Source organism: Ancylobacter koreensis (assembly GCF_023016525.1).
GTDB lineage: Bacteria > Pseudomonadota > Alphaproteobacteria > Rhizobiales > Xanthobacteraceae > Ancylobacter > Ancylobacter koreensis.
Window position 1 is genome coordinate 39,245 of record NZ_JALKCG010000010.1, and the last position, 20,717, is coordinate 59,961.

The window sequence follows — 20,717 nt, forward strand, 5'->3', positions numbered from 1 at the left end:
GGAGGCCGATCCGGGATCGCTTTCCAATTCGGCATACGATCCCGGCTCGCGCTTCGCTTGGCCGGGATGACGCCGGAGGGTCCTAGGCGAGCCCCATCGCCGTGATGGCGAGGTCGATCAGCTTTATGCCGGCGAAGGGCAGCACGATGCCGCCGAGGCCGTAGATCAGCAGGTTGCGGGCGAGCACCGCCCCCGCCTCCTGCGCGCGGTACGTCACGCCGCGCAGCGCCAGCGGGATCAGCGCGATGATGATCAGCGCGTTGAAGATCACCGCCGACAGGATGGCGCTCTGCGGCGTCGACAGCCCCATCACGTTGAGCAGGCCGAGCTCGGGGATGGCGGCGATGAACAGCGCCGGGATGATGGCGAAATACTTCGCGACGTCGTTGGCGATGGAGAAGGTCGTCAGCGCGCCGCGGGTCATCAGCAACTGCTTGCCGATGCCGACGATCTCGATGAGCTTGGTCGGGTCGCTGTCGAGGTCGACCATGTTGCCGGCCTCGCGCGCCGCCTGCGTGCCGGACTGCATGGCGACGCCGACATCGGCCTGCGCCAGAGCGGGCGCGTCGTTGGTACCGTCGCCGCACATGGCGACCAGCCGGCCCTGGCGCTGCTCGGTGCGGATATAGGCGAGCTTGTCCTGCGGGGTGGCCTCGGCGATGAAGTCGTCGACGCCGGCCTCCGAGGCGATGGCGGCGGCGGTCACCGGGTTGTCGCCGGTCACCATGACCGTGCGGATGCCCATGCGGCGCAGCTCCGCGAAGCGCTCCTTGATGTCCGGCTTCACCACATCCTTCAGTTGGATGACGCCGAGCAGGCGGCCGTTCTCGGCAAGGCCGAGCGGCGTGCCGCCGGAACGGGCGATCTTCTCCACCGCCGCGTCGAAGGCGGCGATGCCGGTGCTGGCCTGCGGATCGACCGAATGGACGAAGCGCTTCACCGCGTCCACCGCACCCTTGCGGATGCGCCGGCCGGCGACATCGACACCGGAAAGGCGCGTGGCGGCCGAGAACGGCACGAAGCTCGCCCCCTCCAGCCCGACCCGCTCGGAGGCGATGCCGTATTTGTCGCGAGCCAGCGCCAGGATGGAGCGGCCCTCGGCAGTCTCGTCGGCAAGGCTCGCCTGCACGGCGATCAGCGCCGCCTCGTGCTCGGTGATGCCCGGCACGGGGATGATCTCGCTCGCCATGCGGTTGCCGAAGGTAATGGTGCCGGTCTTGTCGAGCAGCAGCGTGTCAACGTCGCCCGCCGCCTCCACCGCGCGGCCCGACATGGCGAGCACGTTGTGGCGGATGAGGCGGTCCATGCCGGCGATGCCGATGGCCGAGAGCAGGCCGCCGATGGTGGTCGGGATCAGCGTGACCAGCAGCGCGACGAGGATCGGCACCGGCACGTCGGCGGCCGAATAGCGGCCCAGCCCGGCCAGCGAGACGACGGCGATCAGGAAGATCAGCGTCATGCCGACCAGCAGCACGGAGAGCGCCAGCTCATTCGGCGTCTTCTGCCGCTCGGCGCCTTCCACCAACGCGATCATGCGGTCGAGAAAGGAGGAGCCGGGCGCCGCGGTGATGCGCACGACGAGCCAGTCGGAGATGACCGTGGTGCCGCCCGTCACGGCGGAACGGTCGCCGCCGGATTCGCGGATGACGGGCGCGCTCTCTCCGGTGATCGCCGCCTCGTTGACCGAAGCGATGCCCTCGACGATCTCACCATCGCCGGGGATGAGGTCGCCGGCCTCGACGAGCACATGATCGCCGAGCCTGAGGTCGAGCGCCGAGACGCGCTCGAAGCGGGTGCGGGCCGCCGGGTCCTTCAGGCGCTTGGCCACCGTGTCGGTGCGCGCCTTGCGCAGGGAATCCGCCTGCGCGCGCCCCCTGCCCTCCGCGACCGCCTCGGCGAAATTGGCGAACAGCACAGTGAACCACAGCCAGGCCATGATCTGGCCGGTGAAGGCGAGCGGATTGCCGACGAGGAAATCGCGCACGAACAGCACGGTGACGAGCGCCGCCACCACCTCGGTGACGAAGATGACCGGGTTGCGCATCAGCGCCACCGGGTTGAGCTTGAGGAAGGCATCGCGGATCGCCCGGCCGATCAACTCGGGCGAGGCGAAGGCGGAACCGCTCCTGGCGGGGGTATGGGTGGTCATGGAGGTGTCTCCCGTGCGCGCTCAGAAGGTCTTGCCCGCCAGCATCTGCACCTGCTCGGCGATGGGGCCGAGGGCGAGAGCGGGGAAGAACTGCAGACCGCCGAGGATGAGGATGACGCCGACCAGCAGGCCGACGAAGAGCAGGCCATGGGTCGGGAAGGTGCCGGACGAGGCGGTGAGCCGCGTCTTGCCCGCGAGCGAGCCGGCAATCGCCATCATCGGAACGATGTAGGCGAAGCGGCCGAGCAGCATGGCGAGGCCCAGCGTGGTGTTCCACCAGGGCGAGTTGGCGGACAGGCCGCCGAAAGCCGAGCCGTTGTTACCCGCGGCCGAGGAATAGGCGTAGATGATCTCCGACAGCCCGTGCGGACCGGCATTGCCGAGCCCGGCCAGCGCATCGGGCAGCACGGCCGCCACCGCCGAGAAACCGAGGATCGCGCAGGGCAGGATCAGCACGGCGAGGATCGCCATCTTCACCTCGGCCACCTCGATCTTCTTGCCGAGATATTCCGGCGTGCGCCCGACCATCAGCCCGGCGACGAAGACCGCGATGATGGCCATCACCAGCAGGCCGTAGAGGCCCGAGCCATTTCCGCCGGGAAGAATCTCGCCGAGCTGGATGAGGAACATCGGCGCGAGGCCGCCCAGCGGCGTGAAGGAACCGTGCATGGCGTTCACTGCGCCGTCCGACAGACCCGTCGTCACCGCCGCGAACATCGAGGAGGCGGCGAGGCCGAAGCGGACCTCCTTGCCTTCCATGTTGCCGCCGGCCGGATCGATGCCGGCAGCCAGCAGCGAGGGCGTACCGGCCGCCTCCGCCCAGTAGGTGACGGCGATGCCGGCAACGAGGATGACGGCGATGGCCGCGAGCAGCGCGCGGGCCTGCCGGCGGTCGCCGATCATCCGGCCGAAGGCGAACACCAGTGCGGTGGAGATCACCAGCATCTGCCAGATCTCCAGCGCATTGGCGAACGGGCTGGGGTTCTCGAAAGGGTGCGCGGCGTTCACGTTGAAGAAGCCGCCGCCATTGGTGCCGAGCTGCTTGATCGCCATTTGCGTCGCCACCGGGCCGACCGCGATGGTCTGCGAGGCGCCTTCCAGAGTGGTGGCGGCGACGGCGGCGTCCAGCGTTTGCGGCACGCCCATCGCCACCTGCACCAGCGCGGTGAGGATGGCGAGCGGCAACAGCACGTAGAGCACCGAGCGCGTCATATCGACGAAGAAATTGCCGACGGTCGAGGCGTTCGAGCGGGCGAAGGCCCGCGTCAGCGCCACCGCCAAAGCAAGGCCGGTGGCGGCGGAGAGGAAGTTCTGCACCGTGAGCCCGGCCATCTGGCTGAACAGGCTCATGGTGGTCTCGCCGCCATAGGACTGCCAGTTGGTATTGGAGACGAAGCTCACCGCCGTGTTGAAGGCGAGATCGGGCGAGAGCGCGCCGAAGCCCAGCGGATTGAACGGCAGCAGGCCCTGCAGCCGGAGCAGCGCGTAGAGCAGCACGACGCCGGCAAGGTTGAAGGCAAGCATGCCGAGCGTATAGGCCAGCGCGCCCTGCTCGCGCGCCGGATCGACGCCGGCCAGACGATAGAGGCCCCGCTCCACCGGAGCGAGAACGGCCGAGAGCACGGTGCGCTCGCCGGCATAGACGCGCGCCATGTAGCCGCCGAGCGGCACGGCCGCGGCGAGGACGAGCGCGAGGATGATGGCTATCTGAAGCCAGCCGAGAACGGTCATGGCAAAATCGCTTTCAGGAAGGGGACGGGGCGCGTCAGAACCGCTCGGGCCGCAGCAGCGCGGCGACGAGATAGACGGCGAGCGCGAGGGCTACGGTGCTGCCGAGAAGAAGGTCGAACATCGGCTCACCCCTTCGACACGGCGCGCGCATAGACCGCCATCAGCAGGAAGAAGCCGAGGGCGATGGCGAGATAGAGAAGATCGAGCATAACCAGCTCCTTTTTGTTGAGCTGGCCGGGATGTAAGCCGGTGCCGATAAGGGTTCGATCCGGAATGCGGGCGCCGGGCATAAGGGAGCCGTAAAGACGCGCGGGCCCGGGCCGACTGGGGTTTCATATTACCTCCAATAACTGACAAAAAAGCAGGGCCGCGCCCTGCTTTTCCGCCGGTCGAAAGGCCGGCCCGCCCCGGATGATCCGAGGCGGGCCTGAATTCCGACTATCGCTGGCCGCCCTTGCGGCCCGCTTCGCTAGCGCGCTCCGGGTCGTTGGCGAAATTGCCCGGGTTGTTCTGGCCGGGCTGGCCGGCCTGCTGGCGATTCTCGCCGCCGGACTGGTTCTGCTGACCGCCGTGAGAATGCTCGCCGCGGGAATTTTCACCACCCTTTCGGCCGGCTTCGCTGGCGCGCTGGCGATCATCGGCGAAGTTGCCGGAACCACCACGATGCTGCTCGTTAGCCATCATCATCTCCATTGGTTTGCCCCTCAGACACCCCGACAACAAGGAACGCGCAATGGTGGTTCCATGGTAAAATTCTCTACCATCGGGATCTCATTGCGCCAAATCCACATATGAAGATGCATTCAGCGCGATGATACCTTATCGGAAGACACGCCTGATAAATACTTCATGCCTGAGGTACGATATTCCACTTCTCGGCCGGCACGAACACTTGACACCGACTGCCGCAACGTCAGCATGGTCAGAAGTCATAACTATGCCTTTATTATCGACGACTCACGCCGCTCGTGCACCCTAGGGACGCTCGCCGCGTGCGAGGCGGCCATTGATGGCGGCGAGCACCGGAAGCAGGTCCCCGACGCCGTCGATCACATAATGCGCGCCCGCCGCCGCCAGCTTCTCGGCGGCGCGCCGGCGCCGCTCGGCGAAGGCGTCCACCGGCAGCGCCGCCGTGTCGGCGCGCGACAGGCCGAACACATTGCCGGTGACGGCGACGCCGACGGTCCAGGCGCCGCCGTTCAGCCCTTCGCCGATGCCCACCTCGGTGTCGTCGACCTTCACCACCGACCAGGCGGGATGGATCTGCAGCTCGGTCAGCACCTTCCACATCAGGAAGGGCGTCGGGCGCCCGTCCGGCACGTCGCCGGTGCAGGCCATCGCGTCGGCGACGAAGCCCTGCTCGGCGGCGCGGGGGGTGATCTTCGCCATGATCTCGCGTGTGTAGCCGGTGGTGCTGCCGATCTTCAGCCCGCGCTCGCGCAGGGCGGCGGCGGTTTCTGCGGCACCGGGGATGAGGTCGGCGAAGCTCTCGGCCACCGCGATGTTCTTCGGCACGAACACGTCATACACCGCGTCGATATCCGCCTCGTCCGGCGCGTGGCCGTGCACGCGCTGCCATTCGGCGGCGATGCGCGGCATCGCCATGAGCGCGGCGACATGCGGGCGCTTGGCCATGCCCATCGGCACGCGTGCCTCGTCGATGGTCACGGCGACATCGAATTCGGCGAAGGCCTCGACGAAGGCGCCCATCGGCGCCAGCGAGCCGAAATCGACCACGGTGCCGGCCCAGTCGAAGACGACGGCCTTGAGGTGAGACAGTGACATGGCGTTCATCCGGTTTCGGGGGGCGGAGGTTCAGCCGGCGAGGATCGCGGCTTCGACGATATCGAGCGCCCGGTCGAGCTCCTCGCGAGAGATGACCAGCGGCGGCGAGAGGGTGAGCACGTTGCCCTGGCTGATCTTGAAGCTCAGCCCGGCTTCGAGGCAGCGATAATATACCGTCTCGGCACGCGCACGGTCCGGCGAGCGGTCGTCCCTGCCGGCGACGATCTCGACGCCGAACAGCAGCCCGCGCCCGCGCACGTCGCCGACATGGGGCGAGCGCGCCATCAGATCGCGCATACGCCCCATGGCGTGGGCGCCCAGCTCGGCGGCGCGCTCGGCAAGTCCCTCCTCGCGGATGATGGCGATGGTGGTCAGCGCGGCGCGCGCGGTGACGGGGTTCTTCTCATGCGTGTAATGGCCGATGGCGTAGTCGCCGGCGACGTCGAGGTCGTGCCGGGCGATGACCGAGGCGATGGGAAGTATGCCCCCGCCCAGTGCCTTGCCGAGCACGATGATGTCCGGCGTCACCCCGTCATGCTCGCTGGCGAAGAAACGGCCGGTCTTGCCGAGGCCGGTCGGAATCTCGTCGAAGATCAGCAGCGTGCCGTGACGGTCGCAGGCCGCGCGCACGGATTGCCAGAAGCCCGGCGCCGGCACCAGCGGCGTCGCCCGCATCGGCTCGGCGATGAAGGCGGCGAAGTCGCCTTCCCGCTCCAGCACATAGGCGATCATGGCAGCGCAGGCGCGGGCGGAATCTTCCAGATTGTCCTGCCCATAGGCGCAGCCATGCGGCGCCCAGGGCGCGACATGCTCGGCGCCGGGAAGCAGCGGCCCGGCAATGCCGGAACGGAACGTCGCCTCCCCGCCCACGCTCGCCGCGCCGAAGCCGGCACCGTGGAAGGCGTCCCAGAAGGAGAGCGTCTTGAAGCGGCCGGTGGCGGCACGGGCGATCTTCAGCGCCACCTCCACCGCGTCCGAGCCGCCGGTGGTGAACAGCACCTTGTCGAGCGCCCCGGGCGCAAGACGGCCGAGCGTCTCGGCCAGTTCCACCGCCGGCTCGCAGGTGAAGCGGCGCGGGGCGAAGCAGAGTTCGTCGAGCTGCGCCTTGATCGCCTCCTTCAGCCGGGGATGGCCGTAGCCGATGTGGTGGACGCTGTTGCCATGGAAATCCATGCAGCGCCGGCCGGTGGTGTCCTCGATCCAGATGCCCTCGGCCTTGGCGATGGCGCTGAGGCAGGGGCTGGACAGGCTCTGGTGCAGGAAGGCGTCGGCGTCGCGCTTAAGGAGTTCGCGCGTGAAACCGTCCGGCTGGCGTGCCGCCCAGGCGGCACGCGCGGCGGAGGTGTTGGATTCGCCTTCCGTATGGACCGGCATGGACGATGTGGCGGGCATGGCTGTCTCCCGGCGAGGCATCGCCCGGCAATGAACGTGTGATCCAACGCGCGGATGACACCCGCGCCACCACCGGAGGAAAACCCGCCTCAGGCGACGAGCTTCGCCCGCTCGCCCAGAACGTGCGGCGCCGGCGCCGCCGAGGCGACCTTCATCTCGGCAAGCGAACGCGTGGCCGCCGCGACGACGGCGCGCATCACATCGGCGTCGAGATGGCCGATGCAGCCGACCCGGAAGCTCTCCACCGCCGTCAGCTTGCCGGGATAGATCAGGAAGCCCTTCTCCTTCATCAGCTCGTAGAAGGCGGGGAAGGAGAAGTTCGGATCGGCCGGGCAGAAGAAGGTGACGATGATCGGCGACAGCCAGCGCTCGTCCAGCAGCGTCTCGAATCCCGCTGCGCGCATGCCGGCCACCAGCACGTCGCGATTATTGGCGTAGCGCGCGCCGCGCCCGGCGACACCGCCCTCGGCCGCGTGCTGGTGCAGGGCCTCGATGAAGGCGGCGACCACGTGGGTGGGCGGGGTGAAGCGCCACTGGCCGGTCTTCTCCATCACCGTCCATTGGTCGTGCAGGTCGAGGCTCAGCGAATGGCTGTTGCCCTTCGCGGCCTCCAGCTCGCTGCGGCGGACCAGCACGAAGCCGAAGCCGGGCACGCCTTCGATGCACTTGTTGGCCGAGGAAACGATGGCCTCGTAGCGCAGCGTGCGCAGGTCGGTCGGCACGGCGCCGAACGCGCTCATCGAATCGATCAGCAGCTTGCGGCCGCGCGCGTACGTCGCCTGCGCGATTTCCTCGACCGGATTGAGAATACCCGAGCTGGTCTCGCAATGGATCGCCAACACATGGGTGATCGCCGGGTCGGCATCGAGGGCGGCGCCGACTTCCTCGCCGCGCGGGGGCAGGTAGTCGCCCTTGTCGATCACCGTATGAGCCCGGCCGAGCGCGCGCAGCGTCTGCGCCGCCCGCAGGCCATAGGCGCCATTGGCGAGCACCAGCACCTTGCCCTGGCGCGGCACCAGCGTGCCCAGCATCGCCTCGACGCAGAAGGTGCCGCTGCCCTGCATGGGTACGCATTCGAACGCGCCGTCGACATCGCCGATCATCGCCAGCAGCCGGCGGCGCAGTTCGGCGGTAAGGGCGCGGAAATCGGCGTCCCACGATCCCCAGTCACGCAGCATCGCCTGCTTGGTCGCCAGCGAGGTGGTGAGCGGCCCCGGCGTCAGCAGATAGGGCTCGCCGAGCAGGGGCCGTTCGAAGCCCAAGGGGGAGGCCTCGTTCTCTCGCGCTGGCATGGGGTTCCTCACGGGATGATCGCACCGCATAAGACGCCCGTTCAAACCATTTGAGAAATCGCTATTTCGTATTTATCTATAGCTCCTACTTATAGCTTGGCGAGAGAGGCCTCCACGGATGCGCTACGTCCAGCTCCGCGCCTTCCACCATGTCGCAATCTCCGGCGGCTTCTCGCGCGCGGCGGCGGAGCTCTTCCTCACCCAGCCGGCGATCTCCGATCAGGTCCGTAAGTTGGAGGCCGAATACGACGTCCTGCTGTTCAGCCGCGAGCGCCGACAGGTGACGCTGACGCCCGACGGCGAGAAGCTATTGGCGATCACCCGGCGGTTGTTCGACGCCGAGAGTCAGGCGCTGGAGTTCCTTGCGGAATCGCGCGCCCTGCGCTCCGGCACGCTGCGCATCGTCGCCGACGCCGCCCACCACATCGTCGACATCCTGCACGCCTTTCGCGAGCGCTATCCCGGAGTCACGATCTCGATCCGCGCCGGCAACACCGAGAGCGTGGTCGCGAACCTCATGAGCTATGACGCCGATATCGGCGTGCTGGGCGATCCCAATCCGAGTCGGGAGTTCGAGGTGATGCGGCTCAACGCGACGCCGATCACCGCCTTTGTCGGGCGCGACAGCCCGCTCGCCGCGTCGCCGCCGCTGTCGCTGGCCGAGCTGGCGCGGCTCCCGCTGGTCGGCCGGGAGGGTGGCTCCAAGACGCGGCGGCGGCTGGAAGAGAGCGCGGCGCAGGTCGGCGTGGAACTGACCTATGTCATCGAGGCGGAGGGCCGCGAGGCGGTGCGCGAGATCGTCGCCTCCGGCCTCGGCGTCGGCTTCGTCTCCGAGGCCGAGTTCGGGCTCGATCCCCGGCTGGTCACGATCCCGATCCGGGGCGAGCCGGTGCTGATGGAGGAAACGCTGATCTGCCTCAGCGAGCGCCGCGAGGCCAAGACAATCCGCGCCTTCCTCGACCTTGCCCGCGCGATGAGCGGGGACGGGCGAGTGCAGACGCCGAAACCTCATGCCCGACATTCATGAATAGCCGGCGCCGGAATCACGACTGCGTGTGAAAACACCGGCGCACGACGCCCGTCATTTGTTCTATATCTCATGAAATATAGCACAAACCCAACCTTTCCCGGCCTTCCGCGCCCGCCGCCCGCCCTGGCGCGCGATTCATGAATGACCGACATAAGCCCATGCGGCCGGGAGCCGGTAAACACGGCTCTTACCCACCGTTAGCGTCCCACCACCAAGAGCGACGGGCGAAGAACGGCGGCGATCATCCGTGCCGAGCCGCCCGCGCGAGCCGAAACCTCAAGCCGGGAGCGCGAGATGGCCAAGCTGAACATCAATGGCAGGATCGTCGAGGTGGATGTCGAGGACGACACGCCTCTTCTGTGGGTCATAAGGGAGCATGTCGGCCTGACCGGCACCAAATATGGCTGCGGTGTCGCCCAGTGCGGCGCCTGCACCGTGCATGTCGACGGCGTGGCGACCCGCTCCTGCGTGTTGCCGATCAGCGCGGTCGAGGAAAGCGAGAAGATCGTCACCATCGAGGGGCTGGGGGCGGAGAAGCCGCATCCGGTGCAGCAGGCCTGGGCTGAACTCGACGTTGCGCAGTGCGGCTACTGCCAGGTCGGCATGATCATGGCCGCCTCTTCCCTGCTCGCGCAGAACCCGAATCCGAGCGACGCGGACATCCGCGCCGAGATGACCAACATCTGCCGCTGCGGCACCTATGGGCGCGTTCTGGCCGGCGTGAAGCTCGCCGCCGAGCGCATGCGCGGTTGAGGGGGGACCCATCTATGAGCACGATCTCTTCCCTCCCCGCCGTTTCGCGTCGCGGCTTTCTCGGCGGCGGCGCGGCCATGGCCGGCGCCTTCGCCTTCGGCTTTTCCTTTCCGTTGCCCGGCCGCGCCGTGGCGCAGCAAGCCGCCCGCGAGGTCAATGCCTGGGTGGTGATCCAGCCCGACGAGACGGTGATCATCCGCATTGCCCGTGTCGAGATGGGTCAGGGCTCGCTCACCGGCCTTGCCCAGCTCGCAGCCGAGGAACTCGACTGCGACTGGGACAAGGTGCGCTTCGAGCTCGTCAAGCCGATGGCCAACCGCAGCCGCGACAAGGTCTGGAAGGACCTGTCGACCGGCGGCTCGCGCGCCATTCGCGGCTCGCAGGACTATGTGCGCATGGGCGGCGCCACCGCGCGCGCCATGCTCGTGGAGGCGGCAGCGCAGGGCTGGGGCGTGCCGGCCTCGGAGTGCCGGGTCTCGAAGGGCGTGATCAGCCATCCCGCCAGCAGCCGTTCCACGACCTACGGCGCGGTCGCCGGCGCGGCCAATGCCATCATCCCGCCCACCGACATCACGTTGAAGGACCCGGAGGACTGGACCATCGCCGGCCAGCCGCTCAAGCGCATCGACACGATGGACAAGCTGAACGGCTCTCTCGTCTACGGCATGGACATAAGCATGCCCGACATGCTGGTGGCCATACCCAAGGCCTGCCCGGTTCATGGCGGCAAGCTGAAGAGCTTCGACGCCGCCGCCGTCTCCGGCATGCGCGGGGTGAAGCACGTCATCAAGGTCGATGACGAGACCGTCGCCGTGGTCGCCGACACCTTCTGGCGCGCGAAGACCGCGCTCGACGCGCTGCCCATCGAGTGGGATGAGGGCGAGAACGCCAGGGTCTCCAGCGCGGACATCGCAAAGATGCTGCGCGAGGGGCTGACCGCCGACACGCCCTATGTCGGCAACCGCGTCGGCGACGCGAAGGCCACCCTCGGCGGCGCGGCGCGGGTGATCGAGGCGGATTACAGCTTCCCCTATCAGAATCATGCACCGATGGAGGTGCTCTCGGCCACCGTCCGCTGGACGCCCGAGCGCTGCGAGATGTGGGGACCGACTCAGGTGCCCGACGCCGCGCTCGACACCCTGGCAAGCGCGGCCGGGCTGCCGCCTGAAAAGTGCGAGGTCCATGTCATGCGTATCGGCGGCAGCTTCGGCCGCCGCCTCTTCACCGACTACGTGCGCATGGCGACGCTGATCGCCAAGCAGGTGCCCGGCGCTCCCGTGAAGATGATGTGGACCCGCGAGGAGGACATGGTGCAGGGCCGGTTCCACCCGGTCACGCAGTGCCGCCTGCGCGCCGCGCTCGACGCCGACGGCGAGGTGGAGGCACTGCACATGCGCATCTCCGGCCAGTCGATCATGGCCTATATGCGCCCCAACATCATGACGGAGAACGGCGATCCGATCATGTTCCAGGGCCTGATGCCCGGCGGCGCCGAGATGGCGATCGGCTACAGCTTCCCGAACCTGCTGATCGACCACGCCATGCGCAACCCGCATGTGCGGCCCGGCCCCTGGCGCGGGGTGAACCTCAACCAGAACGCCGTCTATCTCGAATGCTTCATCGACGAGATCGCCGCCGCCACGGGACAGGACCCGCTCGCCCTGCGGCGCAAGCTAATGAAGAACCACCCCAAGCACCTCGCGGTGCTGGAGGCGGCGGCCAAGGGCATCGGCTGGGACACGCCGCCCGAAAAGGGACGTGCGCGCGGCCTCGCCCAGATCATGGGCTTCGGCAGCTATGTCGCTGCCGCCGCCGAGGTGTCCGTCACCAACGGCGAGCTGCGCATCCACCGCATCGTGGCGGCGACCAATCCCGGCTATGTGGTGAACCCGCAGCAGGTCGACGCGCAGATTTCCGGCTCGTTCGTCTACGGCCTCTCGGCGATGCTGCATGGAGAATGCACGGTGAAGGACGGGCGCATCGAGCAGGAGAACTTCGACAGCTACACCGTGATGCGGCTCGACGAGATGCCTGACGTCGAGGTCATCTCCATGCCGTCCGGCGGCTTCTGGGGCGGCGTCGGCGAGCCGACCATCGCGGTCGCGGCGCCCGCCGTGCTCAACGCGGTGTTTGCCGCCACCGGCAAGCGGGTGCGCAACCTGCCGCTGAAGAACGCCGACCTCAACATGAGCTGACGGCTCGCCGCCAGCCGCGCCGCCGCCGCGAGGCGGCGGCGCTCTCCTTCCATTCCATACTTGCCGAGGATGAACGCATGCGGATGCCGGATGGACGCTGGGATCCCTTCGACGACTATGTCATCGACTTCGCGCTGGAGCGCATGCGCGCCGGCCAGCGCGTCGCCCTCGTCACGCTGGCCGCCATTGAGGGCTCCTCGCCGCGCCCGCTCGGCGCGCAGATGGCCGTGACCGAGGCCGGAGAATGGGTGGGCTATCTCTCGGGCGGCTGTGTCGAGCGCGCGGTGGTGGAGGAGGCCATCGCAGCGATCCGCGCCGGCGAGAACCGGCGCGTGCGCTACGGGCGCGGCTCGAAATACATGGACATCCGCCTGCCCTGCGGCAGCGCCATCGAGCTCGATTTCGACGTGACGCTGGGCGAGCGCGCGCTGGAGGCCATCGACCATCGCGTGCGTAACCGGCACACGGCCTTCCTCGAAACCGACGGCGCGCCGTCGCTCGCCTGTGAGACCGGCGAGCCGCGCGCCTATCCGCCACGCCTGCGTCTCGTCGTTCTCGGTGTCGGCCCGGCGGCGGTCTGCCTCGCCCGGCTCGCCCGCGCCGCCGGGCTCGACACGCTGCTCGGCTCGCCCGATGCCGCCACCCGCGCTGCGGCGGAAGGCGTCGCCCTTCTCCCACTCGGCATGTCGGCACCGGCAAACGGCATTCCGGCGGATGCGCGCACCGCCATCGCCTTCATGTTCCATGACCATGAATGGGAGCGCCTTCTGCTGCCCGCCGCGCTGGAAACGCCCGCCTTCTATATCGGCGCGCTGGGTAGCCGCCGCACGCAGGCGAACCGGCTGCGCCTGCTGCGCGAGGCCGGCACGAACGAGGCGCAGATCGCCCGCCTGCGCGGTCCCGCCGGCCTGTTCCACGGCGCCCGCAGCGCGCAGGCCATCGCCGTTTCCATCCTCGCCGAGATCATGGAGGCCGATATCCGCCGGGCCATGCCGGAGGACCAGGAGACGGCACCGGACATCGCGTTCGAACCCGCCTGCGTTCAGGCGAGCCGCATCACCAGCGCCGCCAGCTCCGCCTGACGGCGCGTGCCGGTCTTGGCGAAGGCCGATTGCAGGTATTTGCGGGCGGTGTCCGCGCGGTAGCCGAGCCTTCGCGCCGCCTCGGCGGGGGTTTCGCCGCCGACGATGGCCAGCACCAGTCGCGCCTCCGCGAGGGTCAGCGCAAAGCTGGCCTGCAGCAGCGCCTCGGCCGGCAGGCGGATGGCCTGCGGGTCCTCGAACAGGATGAGCGCGCCGCTGGCGCTGAAGATTTCCTCGCCGCCGCCCCGCAGCGGTATGGCAGAGGCGAACAGCGGCAGGCGTCCGGTGCCCCGGCTCAGCGCGATGCGCGCTGGCTCGTCGCGCATCAGCGGCAAGGTGCCGCCGGCTACGGCCCGGACGAGCGCCTGGAATCGGTCGTCGCTCGCCCTGTCGGTCGCCGCCAGCCGGCCTTCGCGAATCTGGACACCCGCTCCGACGAGCGCCTCGAAGCGCGCATTGAAGCGGACGAGCCGTCCCTTCGGGCTGACCAGCGCCGCCGCCCGGCCCATGGCCTCCAGCATGTCAAGGCCGCCGAGGTCGCGCTCGCCTTCCAGCGCCACGGAAATCTCGATGGCGCGCCGCAGATGCGCCAGCACGCCGTCGAGCACCGTGACCTCGGCGCGCGTGAAGGGCTCGTCGACGAGCCGCCGTTCGCAGGTGATGGCGATGGTGCTGCCATTGGGGCCGGCCGCGACCGCTCCGGCGAACCACATGAACCGCGTCGGTATCAGCAGTTCCTGATACATCGGCAGGCGGTCCAGTTCCTCCCGCGTGAACACGTCGGCCTCGGTGATGAAACCCTTGGGTTTCAGAGGCAGGATGCGGTTCGCCCGGTCGTTGCGCTCGAACCACCTGTCGCGGGCGAAAGGTTCGATATGTACGTCCAACCCCTCCGAGATCAGGCTGGCGTTTCCGTTGTTGCCGAAGCGCAGCAGGCCGACACCCTCGCTGCCGGTCGCCTCCGCCATCGCCTTCAGCGCGGAGCGCCAGCGATCCGGCAGCAGGACGGCCTCGTAGATCGCGTCGATCGACTTCGCCAATGCTTCGGAGTTGAGCTGCCGAGCCATGCCAACGCCTCCTCAACCAACGGAAGAGTTGCAGACGAACTTCGCGCGCTCAAGCGAAAACGCCGGGATGGACGCGAGCCGGCCGAAGCGATCCGCGCGCCGGTTGGCTTCGCCGGGACGATGGCTTATCGGTTCCCTCCCTTTCCCGTTCAGGACGCCTCCCGATGCAGTTCGTTCTCACCGCCCATGACCGCCCCGGCGCGCTTGCCCTGCGACTGGAGACCCGCCCGGCACATCTCGACTATCTGCGCGCCATCGCCGGCAGCCTCGTCTTCGCCGGCCCGATGCTGGACGAGGACGGCAAGCCCTGCGGCTCGGTGATGGTCTATGAAGCGGAAGACCGCGCGGCGGCGGAAGCGCTCGTCGCGCAGGACCCCTACAGCAAGGCCGGCCTGTTCGCGCAGACCGAGCTGAAGGGCTACCGCGTCGTCGTGAAGGATGGCGTCGTCGGAGCCTGAGGTCCTACCGCCGGGGCGCTACGGCGCTCCGGCGGGCTGTTCCACGCGCGAGACGCGCTCAAGCAGTGAATGGAGATCGTCGGCCGTCAGGGCGCGCGGGTTGGTCGCGCTGCTGTGGTCGGCGAGCGCGCGCTCGACAATCCAGTCATGGCTGTCGCGCCTCACGCCGAGCGAGGTCAGGTCGGCCGGGATGCCGAGCCGGCGGTTCAGCGCGTCCAGTTCGCCGGCAAGATCGGCCGCCGGGTCGAGCCCCAGCGCGCGGTTCAGCCTCTCCGCCTTGTCGCCGACATGGGGCAGGTTGAAGCGCAGCACCTCGGGCATCAGCAGCGCGTTGAGCGTGCCATGATGCAGGTTCGGCTCGCCGAGCCCGCCCAGCGCATGGGACAGCGAATGCACGGCGCCAAGCCCCTTCTGGAAGCTGAGCCCGCCCTGCAACGAACCCATCATTAGCTCGCGCCGCGCCTGTGCGTCGCCTCCGTCCTGGAAGGCGCGCTCGATATGGCGCCAGATACGCCCGGCACCGTCGAGGGCGATGGCCTCGGCGGGCGGGTTGTAGCGCGGTGACAGGAAGGTTTCGACGCAATGCGACAGCGCGTCGAGAGCGGTCGCGGCGGTGAGGAAGGGCGGCAGCCCATAGGTCAGTTCGGGATCGCACACCGCCTTGCGCGGAATGAGATGCGGGCTGATGAAGCCGAGCTTGCGTCCATCGGCCAGCGTCAGCAGCGCCGCGCGCCCGACCTCGGCGCCGGTTCCCGCCGTCGTCGGCACAGCGATGACAGGAGCCACGGCCGGCGTGATGCGCGCCAGCCCGCCATAGATGACGGCGTAGCGCTCCAGCGGGCCCTCATGGGTGGCGAGCAGGGCGACGCCCTTGGCGAGATCAATCGGCGATCCCCCGCCCAGCGCCACGATGCCGTCGGCGCCGCTGTCGCGATAGGCGGCGAGGGCAGCTAGAACGGCCGCCTCGGTCGGATTCGACGGAACATCGAGGACGACCGACGTCCCCGGCGGGCAGAGCGCGGCGATGCGCTCCACCAGCCCCGTCGCGGCAAGCCCGCGGTCGGAGACGATGAGCGGGCGGCGGATGCCGGCCGCCGCGAGGTGCTCGCCCAGGCGAGCGCTGGCGCCCTCCCCGAACTCGATGGTCGTGAGATAAGCGATGGTGGCCTGCACGGGCATTCCTCCTGAGAATGCGCCCGGACGCGAAAGGCGTCGCCGGCCCGGGCGGACGCCTCACGCCGCCTGCCGGTAGGTGCGCGGAATGCCGGCCTTGTTCACATTGCCGAGCAGCGCCGCCCCCGGCAAGCCGCGCTTGAGCACCTCCCGCGCGCGGAAAAGCCCGTCGAGGTCGATACCGGTCTCGAAGCCCATGCTCTCCAGCATGAAGACGAGATCCTCGGTCACGATGTTGCCGGAGGCGCCGGGCGCGAAGGGGCAGCCGCCGAGACCGGCGAGCGCCGAATCGAAGCAGCGTATGCCTTCCTCCAATCCCGCCAGCGCATTGGCAAGGCCGAGGCCCATCGTGTCGTGCAGGTGCAACCGGTTCAGCACCGGGCCGATCTCCTGATGCACGGCGCGGATGACGGCGCGCACCTGTGCGGGATTGCCGTAACCCACGGTGTCGGCCAGCACCACGCCGTCCACCCCCGCCTGCGCGAGCGCGGCGGCAACCATCACCACGCGCTCCTGCGGCACGGCGCCCTCGATGGAGCAGCCGAAGGCGGTGGCGCAGCCGGCATCGACCTTCATCGGCCGCTCCTGCGCCTTCACCCACTCGACGATGGCGCGGACCTCTTCGACCTGCTGCAGGCTGCCCTTGTTGGTGTTGGCGCGGCTGTGCCCCTCGCTGACCGAAACCGGGATGATGACGACGTCGGCGCCGCTCTCATGGGCGCGCTGCGCGCCCTTCAGGTTCGGCGCCAGCGTGACGATGGTCAGCCCGGCAATGTCGCGGCTGGCGCGCACCACCTCGCCGGTGTCGGCCATCTGCGGAATGAGCTTGGGCGGCACGAAGCTGCCGACCTCGATCTCGTGCAGCCCGGCGGCGACGAGGGAGCGGATCCACTCGATCTTGACCTCGGTCGGCATGATCGCCTCGGCCATCTGCAGCCCGTCGCGCGGGCCGACCTCGCACACCCTGACCTTCTCGCCCATGATCGCATCCTCCCGTGCCGATCTATATTTGAAACGTTTTCCCATGCGAACCTAGGACGTCCGGCAGAGGCCGGTCAAGGGCGCGCGCGCCGGCCGCACCTTCCGCGAGAGGATTGCCGGTGCAGCCGCTTGCGGACATCGGGGATGGGCGTGGATGACGTCGCGGCTGCGATGCGAACAGCGTCGCGCGGCGGGCGCAGATCGGCTAAGCATGGAACGTTCTCGCGCAGCGGGACGCATTGCGAGTGTCTGACGTATGGATGAAACCAAACCCGCGAAGGTGACCCCGGCCCGCGCAACGATCAGCGATGTCGCGCGCCATGCGGGTGTCTCGATCGGCACCGTCTCGCGCGTGCTCAACAAGGCGCGCAACGTGAAGCCGGCCTTGCAGCGCCGCGTGCTCGACGCCGCCGCCGCGCTCGACTACCGGCCGGACAGCTTCGCGCAGGGCATGCGCTCGAAGAAGACCCACGTCATCGGCGTCATCGTGCCCGATTTGCGCAACCCCCTCTCCTCGGAGGCCGCCGCCGGCGTCGAGGAGGAGCTCACCCAGCAGGGCTATTCCTTCTTCCTCGCCAATTCGCGCTATGAGCGCGGCCGCGAGGAGAACATCCTCAATGAGTTCGCGCGCCGTCGCGTCGACGGCATCATCGCCATCCTCGCCCACGATCAGGACCCCCGCACGGTCGAGCAGCTGCGCCGCCTGCCCATGCCGGTGGTGCTGCTGGAACGCGAGATCGGCGCCGAATTCGACGCCGTGCGCACCGACCAGGTGCAGGGCACCTACCGCGCCACCCGCTATCTCGCGGCGCTCGGCCACCGGCGCATCGCGCTCATCACGGTGCCGACCGACAACATGTCCGGCCGCTACCGCCTGCAGGGTTATACCGAGGCGCTGGCCGATGTCGGCGTTGCGGCAAACCCCGACCTGATCCACATGGCCGGCTACACCCGCGATTACGCGGTGAACGCCGCCTATTCCGTGCTCTCCATGCGCAACAAGCCCACCGCACTCATCGTCTCCGGCGGCATGCTGCCGGGCGTGCTCGACGCCATGCGCCAGCTCAATCTCTCGATTCCCGACGAGCTGTCGCTGGTCGTGCTCGGCGACACCGAGCTCGCCGCCCTCACCCGCCCGGGCATCACCGCCATACGCTACGACTGGGCGCAGACCGGACGCGTCGCCGCGCGCCTGACCATCTCGCGCATCGGCGGCAGCGAGACGCCGCCGGAGCGCGTGATCGTTCCCTACGAGTTCATCCTGCGCGAATCCTGCCAGGAGCTCGTCGGCGCCGTTTAGCCGGCCGCCGGCATCGGATTCGCCGGCAGCAGCGGCGTGGCGGCGGCCTTGGCATAGGCCTCGTCCATCAGCCGCAGGATCGGCACCATGTCGGAGAGGTCGGCGAGTGGCGGCTTGCCCGTGTGCACCCGCTCCAGCACGTCGTGCACGAAGGTGCGGTAGTGCGGCACATTGGTGGTGAAGTAAGGCCACTGGCGGGACGTGCCGTCATTGGCAAGGCTTTCCACCGTCTGCGTGTCATGCGCGATGGTGTAGCTGCGCGGCGAGCGCAGCGCGTAGTGCATGTCGAAATTGCTGGTCGGCGCGGGGTAGAGATAGCCGGTCTCGACCACGCACAGCGCGCCCGCCCGCTCGAAAGTGATGACCGAATAGTCCTCCACCCGCTCGCGCCAGGCATGGTTGGCCATGGTGGCGTTCAGCACGCGCACATCCGGGCCGAGCAGGCGCAGCGCGAGGTCGAAGAAATGGACGGCGAGGTTGATGGTGCAGCCCCCGCCGGAGAGTGAGGGATCGAGCATCCAGCCGCAGCCGGCCTGCCGGTAGCGGGCGGGGAAGCCGGCGATGAAACGGAACGTCGCGTAGCTGAGGTCGCCCTCTTCCTTCAGCGATTCGAGGTGGCGGGCGAAATCACCGTTGCGGAAGACCAGCGGCACCGCCGCGAAGGCGCCCGCGCGAGCCGCCAGCTCGGCAATCGGCGCCACATCGGCTGTCGACAGGCCGCAAGGCTTCTCCAGCGCGAAGGGAATGCCTTCCTCGATCAGGAAGCGCGCCTCCTCCGGCATGTCGGCGTGACGGCCGAGGGCGAAGACGAAGTCGGGACGCAGCCGTCGGCAAAGGGCGCGGTAATCGGTATCGCCCGCGCAGCCGAAGCGGCGCGTCAGCCGCTCCACCGCTTGCGGATCGGGATCGGCGACGCCGACCAGCTCGGCGCCTGCGACCTCCAGCAGCGGGAGGACATAGAGATCGAGGTGCCAGTGCGAGGCCCCGATAAAAACGATTTTCATACTGTTTCCCACAAAAGGCACTGTTTCCAACCCTGGGCGCCACAAGTCAACGTATCAGCGCCGTTCGACGTGCAGTCTGCCATGAGCTTCGCATATTGAAAACGTTTCATATGCAGCTACAGTGACCGCCAAGACAGGCGCGGCCGCAAAGGACGCACCTCCCGCCTGCGGGCGGCAGAAGAAGACGGCAAGGCGAGGAGACATGCATGGCTTTTGATGAATTGGTGAACCACATCACCCCCGAGGTGCGCGCCGTCATCGGTGCTCGCTCGGACTGGCAGGAGGCGCCCCATCCGGTGGAGGCCAGCGAGGTGCGGCGCTTCTTCCAGGCGCTGATGGACCCCAACCCGCGCTACTGGGACGATGAACACGCCGCCGGCACACGCTACGGCGCACTCGTCGCACCGCCCGGCTTCCCGGTCCATGCCTTCCGCCGGCCGGCGGACGAGTTGAACGATTCCCTCGCCGCAGCGGGCGATCCCGATTTCGACGGCCTCTCGCGCGCCATGCGGCCGGGACTGCCGAAGCTGCCGATCCCGCTCTCGGGCATCCTCAATGGCGGCTACGAATACGAGTTCTACAGCTACCCCAAGGTCGGCGAGCGCATCCAGTGCCGCTCGGCCTATCTCGACATCTACCAGAAGCAGGGCAAGGCCGGGCCGATGGTGATGGTCGTCATCGAGGACGAGTACCGCGCCGCCGATGGCCGGCCGCTGCTGAAGTCCCTGAACACCATGATCATGAGATAGACGATGGCCGAGACCGTGTATTTCGAGAACGTCGCGATCGGCGACGACATTCCTGTGCTCACCAAGGGCCCGATGACGACGGCCCATATCGTCCGCTGGTCGGCCGCGATGGAGAACTGGCACAAGATCCACTACGACTGGCGCTACGCCACCGAGCATGACGGCCTGCCGGACGTGCTGATCAACGGCTCGTGGAAGCAGCATGTTCTGGCGCAGGTGCTGTCCGACTGGGCCGGCGAGACCGGCTGGCTGTGGAAGATGAACTTCCAGTATCGCGGCATGAACATTCCCGGCGATACGCTGTTCGCCTGGGGCCGCATCACGGGCAAGAACCAGCGCGGGAACTACGGCGTCATCGAGCTGGAGATCGGACTCAAGGACCAGAACGGCAAGGAAGGCTCGCCCGGTACGGCGACCGTGGTCCTTCCGCTGCGCGGGGGGCCAGCGGTGCCCTACCCGTTCGATCCCGCCGCGCTGAACTGACGGCCTGCGCTCTCCGTCTTCGCGCCCCGCGCAGGGACGGAGAGCGCCATCGACATCGCGCACAAAAGCGGCCGGGTCACGCCCGGCCGTTCC

General features: G+C 68.4%; 20 protein-coding genes. 8 read left to right on the top strand and 12 right to left on the bottom strand.

Translation table 11 applies throughout. The features are described from left to right. Nucleotides 1–82: 82 nt before the first annotated feature. From kdpB to MWN33_RS18000, 8 genes are all read right to left on the bottom strand, one after another. The gene (gene kdpB, locus MWN33_RS17970) at nucleotides 83–2,149 is read right to left on the bottom strand and encodes a potassium-transporting ATPase subunit KdpB (protein ID WP_247202429.1); all 2,067 of its coding nucleotides are present in this window, start codon (nucleotides 2,147–2,149) and stop codon (nucleotides 83–85) included. A gap of 21 nt (nucleotides 2,150–2,170) precedes the next feature. Beyond that, on the bottom strand, nucleotides 2,171–3,880 hold the full coding sequence (gene kdpA / locus MWN33_RS17975) for a potassium-transporting ATPase subunit KdpA (protein WP_247202430.1): 1,710 nt from the start codon (nucleotides 3,878–3,880) through the stop codon (nucleotides 2,171–2,173). A 34-nt stretch (nucleotides 3,881–3,914) separates the two neighbouring features. Beyond that, the gene (gene kdpF, locus MWN33_RS19225) at nucleotides 3,915–4,031 is read right to left on the bottom strand and encodes a K(+)-transporting ATPase subunit F (RefSeq protein ID WP_425532024.1); all 117 of its coding nucleotides are present in this window, start codon (nucleotides 4,029–4,031) and stop codon (nucleotides 3,915–3,917) included. Next, entirely contained in the window at nucleotides 4,006–4,170 is a 165-nt protein-coding gene (locus tag MWN33_RS17980; RefSeq protein ID WP_247202431.1) for a hypothetical protein, read from the bottom strand. The genes kdpF and MWN33_RS17980 overlap by 26 nt, the downstream gene beginning before the upstream one ends. A gap of 148 nt (nucleotides 4,171–4,318) precedes the next feature. Continuing rightward, nucleotides 4,319–4,573 (bottom strand): con-10 family general stress protein, encoded by a 255-nt coding sequence (locus tag MWN33_RS17985; RefSeq protein WP_425532025.1) that lies wholly within the window; start codon nucleotides 4,571–4,573, stop codon nucleotides 4,319–4,321. Nucleotides 4,574–4,855: 282 nt separating this feature from the next. After that, entirely contained in the window at nucleotides 4,856–5,674 is an 819-nt protein-coding gene (gene phnX / locus MWN33_RS17990; protein ID WP_247202432.1) for a phosphonoacetaldehyde hydrolase, read from the bottom strand. A gap of 21 nt (nucleotides 5,675–5,695) precedes the next feature. After that, a complete protein-coding gene (pbfA, locus tag MWN33_RS17995; protein WP_247202433.1) occupies nucleotides 5,696–7,057 on the bottom strand; it encodes a (R)-1-hydroxy-2-aminoethylphosphonate ammonia-lyase in 1,362 nt (453 codons plus the stop codon). 89 nt (nucleotides 7,058–7,146) lie between these two features. Beyond that, nucleotides 7,147–8,349 carry a 2-aminoethylphosphonate--pyruvate transaminase gene (locus tag MWN33_RS18000; protein WP_425532026.1) on the bottom strand — a complete coding sequence of 401 codons (1,203 nt, stop codon included), beginning with the start codon at nucleotides 8,347–8,349 and terminating at the stop codon, nucleotides 7,147–7,149. Between the two features lie 118 nt (nucleotides 8,350–8,467). Here MWN33_RS18000 and MWN33_RS18005 point away from each other — a divergent pair, with 118 nt between their 5' ends. The 4 genes from MWN33_RS18005 (at nucleotide 8,468) to MWN33_RS18020 (ending at nucleotide 13,409) form a co-directional block, all read left to right on the top strand. Further along, nucleotides 8,468–9,376, top strand: coding sequence for a LysR substrate-binding domain-containing protein (locus MWN33_RS18005; RefSeq protein WP_247202435.1), 909 nt, complete (start codon nucleotides 8,468–8,470; stop codon nucleotides 9,374–9,376). A 297-nt stretch (nucleotides 9,377–9,673) separates the two neighbouring features. Next, entirely contained in the window at nucleotides 9,674–10,132 is a 459-nt protein-coding gene (locus MWN33_RS18010; protein ID WP_247202436.1) for a (2Fe-2S)-binding protein, read from the top strand. A 14-nt stretch (nucleotides 10,133–10,146) separates the two neighbouring features. Continuing rightward, complete coding sequence (locus tag MWN33_RS18015) at nucleotides 10,147–12,327, top strand: xanthine dehydrogenase family protein molybdopterin-binding subunit (RefSeq protein WP_247202437.1); 2,181 nt, start codon at nucleotides 10,147–10,149, stop codon at nucleotides 12,325–12,327. Nucleotides 12,328–12,404: 77 nt separating this feature from the next. Further along, nucleotides 12,405–13,409, top strand: coding sequence for an XdhC family protein (locus tag MWN33_RS18020; RefSeq protein ID WP_247202439.1), 1,005 nt, complete (start codon nucleotides 12,405–12,407; stop codon nucleotides 13,407–13,409). On the opposite strand, the gene MWN33_RS18025 is transcribed toward MWN33_RS18020, so the two are convergent. Beyond that, nucleotides 13,370–14,476, bottom strand: a complete 1,107-nt coding sequence (locus tag MWN33_RS18025) for a helix-turn-helix transcriptional regulator (protein WP_247202440.1) — start codon at nucleotides 14,474–14,476, stop codon at nucleotides 13,370–13,372. The genes MWN33_RS18020 and MWN33_RS18025 overlap by 40 nt on opposite strands. Before the next feature lie 164 nt (nucleotides 14,477–14,640). On the opposite strand from MWN33_RS18025, the gene MWN33_RS18030 reads away from it, so the two are divergent. Next, entirely contained in the window at nucleotides 14,641–14,934 is a 294-nt protein-coding gene (locus MWN33_RS18030; protein WP_247202441.1) for a YciI family protein, read from the top strand. 18 nt (nucleotides 14,935–14,952) lie between these two features. Here the strand turns inward: MWN33_RS18030 and MWN33_RS18035 are convergent, their stop codons facing one another. Next, a complete protein-coding gene (locus tag MWN33_RS18035; protein WP_247202442.1) occupies nucleotides 14,953–16,107 on the bottom strand; it encodes an iron-containing alcohol dehydrogenase in 1,155 nt (384 codons plus the stop codon). Nucleotides 16,108–16,167: 60 nt separating this feature from the next. Continuing rightward, on the bottom strand, nucleotides 16,168–17,088 hold the full coding sequence (locus MWN33_RS18040) for a hydroxymethylglutaryl-CoA lyase (protein WP_247202443.1): 921 nt from the start codon (nucleotides 17,086–17,088) through the stop codon (nucleotides 16,168–16,170). 256 nt (nucleotides 17,089–17,344) lie between these two features. Here MWN33_RS18040 and MWN33_RS18045 point away from each other — a divergent pair, with 256 nt between their 5' ends. Next, nucleotides 17,345–18,388, top strand: a complete 1,044-nt coding sequence (locus tag MWN33_RS18045) for a LacI family DNA-binding transcriptional regulator (RefSeq protein ID WP_247202444.1) — start codon at nucleotides 17,345–17,347, stop codon at nucleotides 18,386–18,388. Here MWN33_RS18045 and MWN33_RS18050 read toward each other — a convergent pair. Continuing rightward, entirely contained in the window at nucleotides 18,385–19,392 is a 1,008-nt protein-coding gene (locus MWN33_RS18050; protein WP_247202445.1) for a Gfo/Idh/MocA family protein, read from the bottom strand. The two genes, MWN33_RS18045 and MWN33_RS18050, sit on opposite strands and share 4 nt — an antisense overlap. A gap of 206 nt (nucleotides 19,393–19,598) precedes the next feature. Between MWN33_RS18050 and MWN33_RS18055 the strand changes: the two genes are divergently transcribed. Beyond that, nucleotides 19,599–20,141: an FAS1-like dehydratase domain-containing protein gene (locus MWN33_RS18055; RefSeq protein WP_247202446.1), complete on the top strand. Its 543-nt coding sequence runs from the start codon at nucleotides 19,599–19,601 to the stop codon at nucleotides 20,139–20,141. A 3-nt stretch (nucleotides 20,142–20,144) separates the two neighbouring features. After that, nucleotides 20,145–20,624, top strand: coding sequence for a MaoC family dehydratase (locus tag MWN33_RS18060; protein WP_247202447.1), 480 nt, complete (start codon nucleotides 20,145–20,147; stop codon nucleotides 20,622–20,624). The last annotated feature ends 93 nt before the right edge of the window (nucleotides 20,625–20,717 follow it).